Origin of the sequence: Streptomyces sp. NPDC006326 (assembly GCF_040612915.1) — a bacterium.
GTDB lineage: Bacteria > Actinomycetota > Actinomycetes > Streptomycetales > Streptomycetaceae > Streptomyces.
Genome location: NZ_JBEXRC010000088.1, coordinates 1 through 12,923, shown reverse-complemented (window position 1 = coordinate 12,923; position 12,923 = coordinate 1). Strand labels below are relative to the sequence as shown.

Annotated in this window: 13 protein-coding genes and 1 pseudogene; 8 read left to right on the top strand and 6 right to left on the bottom strand. The window is 70.9% G+C overall.

Annotated features, from left to right (window positions below):
• Both ABZ128_RS34765 and ABZ128_RS34760 read left to right on the top strand, forming a co-directional pair.
• Positions 1-297 (top strand): annotated as a pseudogene (locus ABZ128_RS34765) (hypothetical protein); the annotation flags it as partial.
• A gap of 665 nt (positions 298-962) precedes the next feature.
• Positions 963-1,397 (top strand): hypothetical protein, encoded by a 435-nt coding sequence (locus ABZ128_RS34760; protein WP_356853805.1) that lies wholly within the window; start codon positions 963-965, stop codon positions 1,395-1,397.
• A gap of 165 nt (positions 1,398-1,562) precedes the next feature.
• On the opposite strand, the gene ABZ128_RS34755 is transcribed toward ABZ128_RS34760, so the two are convergent.
• Positions 1,563-2,159, bottom strand: coding sequence for a DUF6461 domain-containing protein (locus ABZ128_RS34755; RefSeq protein WP_356853806.1), 597 nt, complete (start codon positions 2,157-2,159; stop codon positions 1,563-1,565).
• A gap of 276 nt (positions 2,160-2,435) precedes the next feature.
• On the opposite strand from ABZ128_RS34755, the gene katG reads away from it, so the two are divergent.
• Positions 2,436-4,628: a catalase/peroxidase HPI gene (katG, locus tag ABZ128_RS34750; RefSeq protein ID WP_356853803.1), complete on the top strand. Its 2,193-nt coding sequence runs from the start codon at positions 2,436-2,438 to the stop codon at positions 4,626-4,628.
• Positions 4,629-4,678: 50 nt separating this feature from the next.
• On the opposite strand, the gene ABZ128_RS34745 is transcribed toward katG, so the two are convergent.
• A complete protein-coding gene (locus ABZ128_RS34745; RefSeq protein WP_356853801.1) occupies positions 4,679-6,247 on the bottom strand; it encodes a hypothetical protein in 1,569 nt (522 codons plus the stop codon).
• Positions 6,248-6,379: 132 nt separating this feature from the next.
• On the opposite strand from ABZ128_RS34745, the gene ABZ128_RS34740 reads away from it, so the two are divergent.
• A complete protein-coding gene (locus ABZ128_RS34740; RefSeq protein WP_356853800.1) occupies positions 6,380-6,955 on the top strand; it encodes a DUF3887 domain-containing protein in 576 nt (191 codons plus the stop codon).
• A gap of 18 nt (positions 6,956-6,973) precedes the next feature.
• A complete protein-coding gene (locus ABZ128_RS34735; RefSeq protein WP_356853798.1) occupies positions 6,974-7,825 on the top strand; it encodes a methyltransferase domain-containing protein in 852 nt (283 codons plus the stop codon).
• A gap of 34 nt (positions 7,826-7,859) precedes the next feature.
• Here ABZ128_RS34735 and ABZ128_RS34730 read toward each other — a convergent pair whose 3' ends face one another.
• Entirely contained in the window at positions 7,860-8,975 is a 1,116-nt protein-coding gene (locus ABZ128_RS34730) for a DUF5954 family protein (RefSeq protein WP_356853797.1), read from the bottom strand.
• Between the two features lie 75 nt (positions 8,976-9,050).
• Positions 9,051-10,007 carry an alpha/beta fold hydrolase gene (locus ABZ128_RS34725; protein ID WP_356853795.1) on the bottom strand — a complete coding sequence of 319 codons (957 nt, stop codon included), beginning with the start codon at positions 10,005-10,007 and terminating at the stop codon, positions 9,051-9,053.
• Positions 10,008-10,133: 126 nt separating this feature from the next.
• On the opposite strand from ABZ128_RS34725, the gene ABZ128_RS34720 reads away from it, so the two are divergent.
• Together ABZ128_RS34720 and ABZ128_RS34715 are read left to right on the top strand one after the other, a co-directional pair.
• The gene (locus ABZ128_RS34720; protein ID WP_356853793.1) at positions 10,134-10,787 is read left to right on the top strand and encodes a TetR/AcrR family transcriptional regulator; all 654 of its coding nucleotides are present in this window, start codon (positions 10,134-10,136) and stop codon (positions 10,785-10,787) included.
• 232 nt (positions 10,788-11,019) lie between these two features.
• Positions 11,020-11,277: a hypothetical protein gene (locus ABZ128_RS34715; protein ID WP_356853791.1), complete on the top strand. Its 258-nt coding sequence runs from the start codon at positions 11,020-11,022 to the stop codon at positions 11,275-11,277.
• 112 nt (positions 11,278-11,389) lie between these two features.
• Here the strand turns inward: ABZ128_RS34715 and ABZ128_RS34710 are convergent, their stop codons facing one another.
• Entirely contained in the window at positions 11,390-11,641 is a 252-nt protein-coding gene (locus ABZ128_RS34710) for a hypothetical protein (RefSeq protein ID WP_356853790.1), read from the bottom strand.
• Between the two features lie 72 nt (positions 11,642-11,713).
• On the bottom strand, positions 11,714-12,106 hold the full coding sequence (locus ABZ128_RS34705; protein ID WP_356853789.1) for a nuclear transport factor 2 family protein: 393 nt from the start codon (positions 12,104-12,106) through the stop codon (positions 11,714-11,716).
• A gap of 96 nt (positions 12,107-12,202) precedes the next feature.
• Here ABZ128_RS34705 and ABZ128_RS34700 point away from each other — a divergent pair, with 96 nt between their 5' ends.
• Positions 12,203-12,646, top strand: a complete 444-nt coding sequence (locus ABZ128_RS34700) for a MarR family transcriptional regulator (RefSeq protein WP_356853787.1) — start codon at positions 12,203-12,205, stop codon at positions 12,644-12,646.
• Positions 12,647-12,923: the final 277 nt, after the last annotated feature.

Sequence of the window (12,923 nt, the reverse complement as noted above, 5' to 3'; positions counted from 1 at the left end):
GCGGACAGCGCCGACGGCATCGGCACCGGCGGCGACTCCAACGCCGAGAACACCACGGTCGGCGGCAACGCCACCGGCGGCAACGCCAACTCCGGCGTCAACAACTGTGAGGGCGGCTGCGACATCAAGACCGGTCCCGCCACCGGCGGCAACGCCAGCGCCGACGCCATCAACCAGGGCGACGCCACCTCCGTGGGCGGCGACGGAACGGGCAACGGCGGCATCGTGAGCAAGACCGAGGCCCAGGTCATCAAGGACCAGGTCAAGGAGAACCTGAAGGCCAAGCTCGGCAAGTGACGGGCGAACCGCCCCCGCACAGCGACCCCGGAGAGGCCCACGGCCTCTCCGGCGTCCGCACGCCCCGACGCCTGCCCGAATTGTCATGTCCCTGACCTGCCGGGAGCCGCGTTCCACCCGCGATCACCGCGGGGCCCTCCCGGTGGGCCTCGTCGTAGCCGGGGGACACCGGCACGTCGAGCCCGCCTTCGATCCGCCCTGCGGCCGTGTGGGTGCCGCCGGCGGTCTCCTGGGGTCACGCGAGAGCGCTACCGCGTTGTTCGCCCTTGCGCCGGTGCCGCTGCCGGCCGCCGCGCGGTGGGCCTTACGGCTCGGCATGCGGTACGGCCCGGCCCCGGCCGCCGTGGTCCTGGAGGGGACGGCTCCGGTCACCGCTGCGCCGCGGCCGCCGAGCCGGCGCCTCCGGCCCCTTCCGCGCCCCGGCCCCGAGGGGCCGCGAGACCGCCCCTGAGGCCCTGACGCCGCGGGGGTGCAGCTTTTACCAAGATCGAATCTCGGCGTCAAGCCACGTATTCGAGGGGCATGACGCACGTCCCCCGACAGGGTTTATTTGAAGTACGCCCTCACCGGGACAGACCACCGGAGAAAACGAGGACGGAAAATTGCCGCCGACCCGTTCCCGGGACGGTATCCATACCTCTTTTTACACCGAATGGAGAATTCCCATGTTCCAGCGTTTCTCGACCCGTCGTATCGTGCTGGCCGGAGCTTCCGTGGCCCTGCTGGGCGGCGGCATCGCCCTCCCCGCGACCGCCATGGCCGCCCCGGTCACCGCCCCGCAGCACGCCGTCGCCCTGGTCCAGGACGACAGCGCCGACGGCATCGGCACGGGCGGCGGCTCCAACGCCGAGAACACCACGGTCGGCGGCAACGCCACCGGCGGAAACGCCAACTCCGGCGTCGGCATCTGCAAGGGCAAGTGCACCATCACCACCGGTGCCGCCACCGGCGGCAACGCCAGCGCCGACGCCATCAACCAGGGCGACGCCACCTCCGTGGGCGGCGACGGCAAGGGCAACGGCGGCATCGTGGACAAGACCAACAAGCAGCTCGTCAAGAAGCAGCTCAAGGAGCAGCTGAAGGCCCAGCTCGGCAAGTGACGGCCGACAGCCCGGACCCTCCGACCCCAAGGAGTCATCCCCCTAGACCACCCCCACGGCAGACGCCGGAGAGGCCCACCGCCTCTCCGGCGTTCGCATGTCCGGCGCCGAATCCTGTCGCCGGATCTCCTTTGGAGCCCGTAACACTGACCGAGCCGCTAGTGATCACGATCGGCGCGTTCGCCCCCGCCCGTGCGCGGTCGGAAGCCGCCGCGATCTCCGCGCAGGTCCATTCCTTGGACAGACGCTCTCCGTGGGCATCAGTGATGTCGATGACCAGGCCGGTCCACTCCTCGGCAAGCTCTTCGAGGACAAGTCCCAGGTCATACGTGGCGTCCTGGAGGAGCGATTCGGTGACGGGGCGCTCTCGTCCTGCTCTCCCCCGGGAGTCAGAGGGAAGCCGGCTTCCCGCAACAGGGGAACCAGTTCATCGGGGCTGTTGCCGTCGCGCGCCGAGGGACTCTCGAACGTCGTACGGAGCTCACCGTCCTCGAACCAGTGGAAAAGGTCGATGGGCTTGCCGCCATTGCTTGAGTGCGCCACGACCCGGCCGCCCTGCGACAGCGTCTCCACGCACGGCACCCCAAGGCCACAGTCGAAGCCGAGGACAACTGTCCAGTCACCGTTCTCGCCTGGAGCCTTGAAGGCACCCGCGACGTAGGACTCGTCCCAGTAGTCGTAACCCACTTCGGCACGGTGAGCCTCGTCCGCCTCGATCAGCCCGGCCGTTCCCTCCGCAGTGCCGCACGGTTCCGCCCCCATCGCGCGCAGCACCTCCTGCGTGCTCCGTCCTGTATCAGTGTCAAGGTGTATCCCGATGTAAGCCGATTCTTACAGCTGGAGCTGGTATTCGGGCGGCGCCCAGTCCTTGCCAACAATGTGATGGTGTTACGAGCTCTTGCTCAAGGCCATAACTTCGAGCGCCGTTGCGCGATCCGCCCTGCGTGTTCTCTCAGCGGGGAGACCGTGGTGCGCGACCATGGTGAGAAAGCCAAGCAGGCCGGCAAAGGAATCAGTGAGACAGGAAGAAGGACCGACGTGTCTGGCAGCGAGAGCGAGAACCCGGTAATCCCCTCCCCGACCCCCACGCCGACCCGGCCGAGGACGAATCGGGACTGGTGGCCGAACCAGCTGGACCTTCAGGTTCTCCACCAGCACTCTCCCCGGTCCAATCCGATGGGCGAGGACTTCACCTATGCGGACGAGTTCAGGACCCTCGACGTCGATGCGCTGAAACAGGACGTCTTCGAGGTGATGACGACCTCGCAGGACTGGTGGCCCGCCGACTACGGCCACTACGGTCCACTGTTCATCCGGATGAGCTGGCATGCCGCGGGCACCTACCGCATTGCCGACGGCCGGGGTGGAGGCGGCTCCGGTGCCCAGCGTTTTGCGCCCCTCAACAGCTGGCCGGACAACGCGAGCCTCGACAAGGCGCGCCGGTTGCTCTGGCCGGTCAAGCAGAAGTACGGCCGGAAGATCTCCTGGGCCGACCTGCTGGTCTTCGCCGGCAATTGCGCCATGGAGTCCATGGGTTTCAAGACGTTCGGGTTCGGCTTCGGCCGGGAGGACATCTGGGAGCCGGAGGAGATCTTCTGGGGGCCCGAGGACACGTGGCTCGGGGACGAGCGCTACAGCGGTGACAGGGAACTCACCGGTCCGTTCGGCGCCGTGCAGATGGGCCTGATCTACGTGAACCCGGAGGGCCCCAACGGCAACCCGGATCCCATGGCCGCCGCCAGGGACATCCGCGAGACGTTCGGGCGCATGGCGATGAACGACGAGGAGACGGTGGCGCTCATCGTCGGCGGCCACACGTTCGGCAAGTGCCACGGCGCGGTCGAGGCCGACTACATCGGTCCGGAACCCGAGGCCGCTCCCCTGGAGCAGCAGGGCCTCGGCTGGCGGAACACCTACGGCACCGGCAAGGGCCCCCACACGCTCACCAGCGGGCTGGAGGGCGCATGGACCACCGCGCCGACGACGTGGGACAACGGCTACCTGGACAACCTGTTCGGGTACGACTGGGAGCTGACGACGAGCCCCGCCGGTGCGAAGCAGTGGACGCCCAAGGACCCTTCGGCCCAGGGCACCGTGCCCGACGCTCACGATCCCTCGAAGCGGCACGCCCCCATGATGCTGACGACGGACCTCGCGCTGAAGGTGGACCCCGTCTACGGGCCGATCTCGAAGCGCTTCCACGAGAATCCGGCCGAGCTCGCGGACATGTTCGCCAAGGCGTGGTACAAGCTGCTGCACCGTGACATGGGTCCCGTCTCGCGCTACCTCGGCCCCTGGATCCCCGAGCCGCAGCTGTGGCAGGACCCCGTCCCCAAGGTGGACCACGAACTGGTCACGGACGAGGACGTCACCGCCCTCAAGCGCGAGATCCTCGCATCGGGACTCTCCGTCTCCCAGCTGGTCGCCACGGCGTGGGCCGCGGCGGCCAGCTTCCGCGGCACCGACAAGCGCGGCGGCGCCAACGGGGCGCGGATCCGGCTCGCGCCGCAAAAGGACTGGGAAGTGAACGCCCGGCCCGAAGTGACCGAGGTGGTGCAGGGCCTTGAGCGGATCCAGCAGGAGTTCAACCGCTCGCAGTCCGACGGGAAGCGGGTTTCGCTCGCCGACCTGATCGTCCTGGGCGGGTGCGCGGCCGTCGAGCAAGCGGCGAAGAACGCCGGCCACGACATCACGGTCCCCTTCGCGCCGGGACGCACGGACGCCTCGCAGGAGCAGACGGACGTGGAGTCGTTCGCGGTGCTCGAACCGGCCGCCGACGGTTTCCGCAACTACCTCCGGGCCGGGGAGAAGCTGGCCGCGGAGACCCTCCTGCTGGACCGGGCCAACCTGTTGAACCTGACGGCGCCCGAGATGACGGTGCTGATCGGCGGTATGCGGGCCCTGAACACGAACTTCGGGCGATCCGCACACGGCGTCTTCACCGACCGGCCCGAGACCTTGACCAACGACTTCTTCGTCCATCTCCTCGACTCGAACACGGAGTGGAAGGCGTCCGAGTCGGCCGAGGGCGTGTTCGAGGGCCGGGACCGCGCCGACGGGAGCGAGGTCAAGTGGACCGCCACTGCCGTCGACCTCGTCTTCGGTTCGCACTCCCAGCTCCGGGCCGTGTCGGAGGTGTACGCCTGCCAGGATGCGGACGAGAAGTTCGTGCGTGACTTCGTGGCGGCGTGGGACAAGGTGATGAACCTCGACCGGTTCGACCTGGTCTGAGCCCGTCGTCCGGGCCGGCCTCCGACCGGCCGGCCCGGACCGCCGGGGCGTCAGCCCCCGTCGTTCTTCAGCCGGCGAACGACCTCCTCGCTCAGACGCCGTTGCAGTTCGGCGAGTTGCTCCGGGGTGTACGCGCGGAGGTCGACGTCCCCGGGGGGTGCGGCGCCCTCGTCCTTCGCTTTCTGTTTCTCCTGCTCCCGGCGTTTGAGCTCCTCTTCCTCCGGCGATCCCGGGGCCGCGAACGCACACCTGACGAGGGCCCCGTCAGCGGTCTTGAGGCAGGTCGCCTCGCGGCCGCCCACCTGGCCCCGGCCCTCCACCCGGTAGCGGATGTTCTGCTCGCTGCCGAGGGTGGCGGTCCACGTACTGCCGCCGGTGGGGACGACCTCGAACACCCTGTCCTCGTTGTAGCAGCAGACGTCCCGGTACTCCGCCTTGACCAGCTCGACCAGCGCCTTCGGTGACGACCAGGTCGGACTGAGCCGGTGGACGGTCATCGGGGCGAGCCCGCCGCCCCGATGGCGGGTCGGCACGGTCGATACGGCCACGACGGAACTGGCCTCCCCCTGCGGTGTGAGGGGCGTGACGTACGCGCTGCCCTGCGTCGCGTTGCGGTGCCGCAGGGTGAACTCCGATTCGTTGCCCTCGTTGGCGCCGTCCTCGGACGCGTCCCAGCCGCTGCGTTCGAACCACCAGTCGGTGAAACTGCCGACCGCGGCGGTTCCCTCCCGCTGCCGGGACGCGAGGCTCATCGGATAGGAGGGGCCCGGCACCGCTGCCGTATCGGTGGTGACCGTCAGCCGTCCGGTCCGGCCGTCGTAGAGCGCGACCCCGGCCGGGCGCTCGGTGACGACCAGGAAGCCGGTCTGGCGTTTGAGCGGGACGACCACGATCGGGGTGTCGCCCGAACAGGTCACGTATGCGTCCGACGCCTCGAAGCGCACCCAGCGCTTTCGGTCCGAGATCTTCCGGCCGAGGTTGTGGGTGAACCAGCCGCCGATCCGCGCGTCGGCCCGCTCCACGTCGAAAGCGCACCGCTCCTGGTTGCGGCTGTTGCCGCCGAGCGGGATCTCCTGCACGAGGCCGACTTCGTATCCGGACAGCCAGCCGCGCCGCTCGACCATCGTCGCGAACCGGTCCGCGTCCGGCAGGTACGTGACGTCGGCGATCTCGCCGGTCACATCGCCCAGGTGCGGGGCGGCCTGCGCCTTGCCCACCAGGTACGGCGCGCGCGGCACCAGTTCGGGGACCGGCTCGGAGACGATCTGCACGTCCTGCATGTACTCCCGGTCCTGGAGGTACGCGCCGTACACCAGCCACCAGACCGCGATACCCAGCCCGAGGACGCAGCCCAGCCAGCCGAGGGCCACCGCCGCGCCGCCCCCGCCCCCACCCCCGCCCCCGCCCCCACCCCCGCCCGCGCCGCCGCGCCGCTTCCTGCGGAGCAGCACCAGTGCCGTCCACAGGGCCGCGACGAACCCGGCGGCCAGCAGCGGCGCGGCCAGCCAGGCGAAGAGCTTGCGTAGTTCCCAGACCACGATCGTGGTGTAGTACGAGCCGTACCAGACGGCCAGACCTGCCAGAAGTACCGCCGTCCCCCACCGCACTGTCCGACCCATCAGACCCCCTGTCGTCAACTGGCCCGATTGTCCGCCGCACTTGGGTCCCATGTCAGTAGACCGGCGGCCGACGCGGTCGCGCGTGCGTGAAAACGCGGTCCGCAGCGGGCGGCTGGAGGAGCTGTCGCCGGCATGCGGGCGGGGGGCGAGCGGAGCAAGATGGACCTGTCCGGATCCTCCGAGCGGGAGGAACTCGTGGTGCCGATGCCCGACACAGACCCCACGCCCAGCGGCAAGCGGACACTCGTCCAGGCCGTGGCCACGGTCGCGCTGGCCACCTGTGCACTGCTGCCGGCCGACGGTTTCGCGTCCGCCGCGGTGCCGCCCCACGCCCCGACGGCGGCCGGGGCGGCCTCGGTCCCGGCCGGATCGCCGTCCCGGGCCCAGACCCCGTACGACCGGATCGCCGTTCAGACGCTCGACGCCGTCGCCCGCGGCGACTTCACCGCGGCCACGGCCCACTTCGACCCGACGCTGCGGAAGCTGCTGACGCCGCAGGCCCTCGCGGCGGCCTGGGAGTCGTACCAGTCCACGTTCGGCAGCTACCGGTCACACGGGGATCCCGAGGACGTCGCACGCGGCGGGTCCACCGTGGTCAACGTGCCGCTGCGGATGGAACGCCGGGCCGGCGAGTTCCGCCTGAGCTTCCACAAGGACGGAAGCATCGCCGGTCTGTGGTTCCTCAAGACCGGCGTGCCGGTCCCGTAGCGGAGGCGGTGGCCAGCGATGCACCCACCCGTTCCCGCCGGTGGTGCGCCCGGGGACGCCTCCGCCTCCGGCGGCCAGTACGGCGAGGCGGTGTTCCCGCCCGGCCGGGCCGGCGAGGACGAGCGGATCGACCTGGGCGCCCTCGCCTACGACGAGCTCACGATCGCCCGGCTGCGGGAGCTGGGCGCCGGGCCCGGATGGAGTTGCCTCGACGTGGGAGCGGGCACCGGCAGCGTCGCCCGTCGGCTGCTCGGGGAACTCGGTGTCACGCGCGTACTGGCGGTGGACCGCGACGTCCGCTTCCTCTCCGGCCGTCCGCAGCCCGGACTCGACGTCCTGGAGGCGGACATCAGCGCCCCCGGGTTCGACCCCGGGCGGTTCCACCTGGTCCACGCCCGTTTCGCCCTGATGCACCTGCCGACCCGGCAGCAGCTGATGGCCCGCCTCGGCGAGCTGCTCGTACCCGGCGGGGTCCTGGTCCTCGGCGATGCGGTCGACCTGACCACCGACCTGGCGCCCACGAGCCCGTACACCCGGGCCATGCAGGCCATGTGGCAGGGCCTGCACGACACCATCGGCACCGACGTCTCCTGGACGCCCCGCTACCCGCAGATGCTGCGCGGGCTCGGCCTGGTCTCCGTGGCAGCCGAAATCCATGTCCCCGCCCTCCTCCCGGGGAGCGCCATCAGCCGTTTCTGGACGGAGACGTGGACGCGCGCGCGAGAGGCGATGACCGCGACCGGGCTGGTGGACGACGCCGACATCGACGAGGCGATCCGGTATCTCGACTCCCCCGACTGCGCAGACCTGTCACCCGGGCTGATCACGGCCTGGTGCCGGCGGCCGGGGGCTGGGACGCCTCACCGGTGAACTCTTCCGAGAGTGTCCACCGGTCGGTTTCCGGTCAGTGGTCGGGGAGGACGCGGCCGTCCTCGTCGAGCGGGAGGTGGATCCGTGTGGGGTCCTGGCTGTTGACGTCGGACGGGCGCGGGCCCTCGGGCCCGTCGGGGCCCCAGCGCAGCAGGCGCCGGGTGCGGGCGATCTGGTACACGGTGCCCTGGAATTCCAGCCGGTTGACCCGCCCGGCCCGGAGCCTGTCGGCGGCTTCGGCGTACGCGGCCAGCTCGGCGGCCCGCGCATCGGCCGCCGCGCCGCCGCTCGTCCCGCTCGTCCCGCCGCGCGCGGACCGCGCGGACAGGGTGCGGGCGTCGGCGTGGGGGTCGGTGCCCTCGGGGATGTGGCCGCGCATGCGCGGCCACATCCAGGTCAGAGCGAAGTCCAGCGACATGCGGGCGGCGTGCGCCGTCACGTGCGGGCCGCTGACCGGCTTCCAGCTGCTCGCGGCCTGCTCGACGACCGTGAACGTCGGTGGCAGGAGCAGGACGTCCGGGTGGGTGTCCAGTGCCCGCTGCGCGTCGGCGCGCACGTCGTCCGGGAACCGTGCGCCGGTGTAGCACAGGCCGCGCAGCGCCAGCTGCTCAAGGGCCTGGGTCGGGGTGACCGGCGCGTCCGGGTCCAGGACCAGGCCGTCGTCGATGTCCGGTCCCTTCGTGGCGCGGTCCCAGTCGGGGACCGGGGGATCCGGATCGGTCGGTCGGGGCTCTTCCATGCCGCCCGCGCCGGCGCCCGCGTACTCCTCGGCGCGTACGACCCGGTACCTGATCCCGGCCACGGCGAGTTCGTCGACCCGTTCGCTCTCCAGCCGGGCGACCGCCGCCAGCAGGGCGCGCCGCTCCGCCCGGTCGTGTGCGTCGTCCTTCGCACGGAACCACAGGAGCGAGTTCAGCCCGTCGCGGCCCTGTTGGGGGCAGCCCGCCGTAACGGCGACCACCACCCGCCATCTCGGCGCGTCGCCGGCGCTCTGGGCCGCCACCCCGAACAGGGGGCCGCGCACCACCACGTCGCCCGCGCGCGATACGGCGTCGACGGCGTCGGCCTCGACTGCGGCTTCCACCGGCTCCACCGGCACCCGCACCACCACCGGCCGCGCCCTGCCCGGCCCCACATCCCGACGGTCCATGCCCCCATCCTGCCGATCACGGCACGGCACCGCCCCGGATTCGCCGATTCCCCCCACGCGCCCGGCCCCCGGGTGTTACGAGCCGCTGGCTCCCCGGGCCGTTGCCGGGTCGAGGGTGTCGATGTCCTCCATGAAGGTCAGCATCCGGGCGTTGACCAGCTCGGGGTGGTCGATCTGGGGGCCGTGGCCGGTCTGGGCGATGATCTCGGCGCGGGCGCCGGGGATCAGGCGCGGTACCCGCTCCAGCTGTCGCTGCGGGTGTACGAGCAGGCTGCGCTTGCCCAGGATGAGGTAGAGCGGCGTACGGATGGAGCGCAGCGCTTCCTCGGCCAGTGGCAGCGGCGCCGGGCGGCGTATCCGGAAGGCCCGCGCACCTGCCTGGACCCACGTCCGCAGCTCGGGGACGACGAGGACCGGCTGCTCCAGCCAGGCGGCCAGCCGCGGGCGCAGCGCCTTGGGGGCGAAGCTGGCGAAGAGGCTGATGAAGACCCAGGTGAAGAAGCGCAGGCCCACCTTTTCGAGGCCGCCCGGGTCGAGGAGGGTGACGGAGGCGAGCCGCCCGGGCCGGCGGTGAGCCTGGTTGAGGGCCAGCCAGCCGCCATAGGAGGAGCCCACGAGGTGGACCCGGTCGAGGCCGAGGGCGTCGAGGGCCTCGTCGAGCCACTGGGCGGCGCGCTCGGGCTGCCACATCGGCTCGCGATGGACGCTGCGGCCGGCGTCGCCCGGGGTGTCGAGCGCGTAGACGGGGCGTTCGGCGCTGAGTGCGGGGGTGTTGGGGTACCACATCGCGGAGCAGTAGCCGGCGCCGTGGATCAGGACGACCGGGGTACGGGACTCGGCCGCGGGGTCCGCGGGGCCGTACCGGTAGACGTGTGTGGTGCCGAAGCTCGTCTCCACGTCGGTCTCGTGGCGGACGGGTGCGCCCATCGCGTAGAGCGCGTCGCAGGCGGCGAAGTACCGGTCGCGCAGCGCGTCGTTCACGTAGCGGCCGACGTCGCGGCGGGCACGGGTTCGGGTCGGGTTCACGGGCACGGAGCACCTCCGGGAAGATCCGTTCTTCGTGATACGACCGTACCATGTTCTTGGTACGGCGGTACCATGAAGGCGGCCCGAGGAGCCGGGCACGCGAACCCACCACCCAGGGCGGAGAGACCACAGATGCCGAAGCGCGTGGACCACGAGGAACGGCGGAGCCAGATCGCCGAGGCCCTCATCCGGGTCGCCGGACGCCGCGGACTGCACGCGGTCGGCATGCGCGAGGTCGCAGCCGAGGCCGGCGTCTCGCTCCGACTCGTGCAGTACTACTTCCAGACCAAGGAGAAGCTGCTCTTCTACGGGCTCCAGCACCTCACCGACCGCTTCACCGCCCGCGTCGGCGCACGGCTCCGGGCCGCCGGGCAGGCGCCCGGTCCGCGCGCGACGGTCGAGGCACTCCTCCTCGCCTCCCTCCCGACAGACGAGGAAAGCCGCACCTTCCACCTGCTCTACAGCTCGTACGCGATCCTCTCCGTGACCGACGAGGCACTCGCGGCGCAGCCGTTCATCGACAACCCCGAGGCCGCCGAAGACGCCCTGACCGGATTGCTCCGGCAGGCCCAGGAAGCCGGCACGGCCGACCCCGACGCCGATGCACGCACGGAAGCCATCAGCCTGCTCGCCATGACGGCGACCCTGGGGACCAGCATCCTGGTGGGACAGCGGAAGCCGGAGTCGGCCGTCAAGGTCCTGCACCACCACCTGGACCGGATCTTCACCGCCCCCGACCACCCGGCCCACCGCGCCCCCTCCGCCGGAGCCGCACCGCCTGGATGACCACGGCGGCACAGGGCGCCTCCCCGGCCCGCACGGCGAGGCGCCGCCCAGCGAGAGAGAGGCACGTAGAGCCACGGCGCGTGGGGCACAGGGCAGCGGCAGGCACCCCTTGAGGTGCATCCCTGCCCCACGACCGCCTGCCACCCCACCGCAGGCGGCTCGTTCTCGCTCTGGCCGAGAGCCGCCCCTGCCGTCACCGTCGAAGGGCAGACGTCGACCGAAGGGACGCCCGTTGGCAGCACCAGCAACACCCACCCCCACCTCCCGCAATCCGTTCACCGCCTGGCAGGGCCGGTTCCTGGTCTGGTTCGCCGGCGCCGTGCAGAGCAGGTTCGCCCAGCACCGCTTCCGCCCGGACGTGGCCCTGCGCAACGCCGCAATGCGGGCAGCGCACCGTCGCGGCATCGACCGCGACGAGTTGGTCCGGGCCACGAGGCTCACCGCGCAGACCGTCACCAAGGCCCTGACCGGAAAGCACACGACCGAGTAGCCGACCGCCCGCTCCCGCGTCGCCGCCCGCTTCGGCCCCCTCTCAGGGCATCGACCGGACCGAGCCGGTGCCGAATCGACGGCGCCGGCGTCTCTTCCGAGGTGTTGGCCCCTCAGCCCGGAGCGGTTTTCGGCTCGCTCCGCTCCGGGTCGTACAGCGATCCCGACACGTACGTCATCGCACGGGTAAAGCCGGGGTCGGTCATCCGCCGGGCGCCGTCCTCCATGACGAACCGGCCCAGGTCCTCGGCGCCGAAGGCCCGCTCCAGGTGGTCGATGAGCCCTGCGGTGTCGTTTCCGATGATCCAGGGCGTGACGGAGGTGCAGCCGTCCGGGACGGCCTTGACCGCTTCGTTGTCGCTCATGAGGCGAAGCCGGACGGCATACAGGTCGGTTCCCGGCCTGAAAGCCCCGCGCGGTGCGGCTTCGCGAGCGACCTACCGGGCGCTGCCGATACCGCGGTCGGCGTCGGAGCCCTGAAGCAGCAAGGTGGTCTCCTCGATGCGGCTGAAGCGGCCGTCGGGTCCGATCTCGGCGAACACGTACACCTCCATGCTCACGGTCGAGCCGTCCGTCTTCGTGAGGTGCACGGTGTGCCGGTCCGCGTACTTGCCGCCGTCGTACAGCTCGTCGTGCACCTCCACACGGCCGCCCGAGACGACGCTGCGCACATGGGTGATGTGCTCGACGAACCCCGCCCGGTCGTCCCACCGCCCGTCGGTGCGCTGCCGGTACTCCGGGGTGAAGTGGCGGTCGACTGCCTCCTGGACGGGGAGGTCGCTGCTGAGGATCAGATCGGTGAGCGCGGCTTCGATGCCGGTGCGGGTCATGGGACTCCCCTTCGATTGCGGAGCAGGATGCGTGCGCTGCGCACGCTTCCTGAACCGTAACAGAGACGCGTGCGCAGCGCACGCTATTCTTCGGCTGTGGAGAACGAAGTGGGACACCAGATCGCTGATGCGCTGGGCATCTTGCTGCGGCGCACCACGCGCGCACAGCTGCACCAGGAACTCACCAAGGGCATGGGGGAGGCGGTGGACGAGCTGACCTACCCGGTACTCAGCGCACTCGCCCGGAGCGGACCCCGCAGCGCCGCCGACCTGGCCTCCGATGCCGGAGTCGACCGCTCCGGCGTCACCCGCCGGGCCTCTCGGCTGGAGGCCGCCGGCCTCGTCCGCCGGGAAACGGATCCCCGTGACCGACGCGCCCAGCTGCTCGTCCTGACCGAACAGGGCGAACTCGCCGTGACCGAACTGCGCAGCCGACTCGCCGCCCACATCATGGCGAGCCTGTCCTCCTGGCCGCCGGGCGAAGCCGAGACGTTCGCCCGCCACCTGCGCCGCTTCACGAGCGAAGGCCCCTTCGCCTGACAACCGGGGCCTTTTACCAAGAAGGGTTCCGGGCGTCAAGCCACGCATTCGAGGGGCATGACGCACGTCCTCGCAGAGGGCTTATTTGAAGTACGCCCTCACCGGTACAGAACACCGGAGAAACGAGGACGAAGAATTGCCGCCGACCCATTCCGGGACGGCTTCAGAACCCTCTTTTACCTCGAATGGAGAACCTCATGTTCCAGCGTTTCTCGACCCGCCGTATCGTTCTGGCCGGAGCTTCCGTGGCCCTGCTGGGCGGCGGTATCGCACTGCC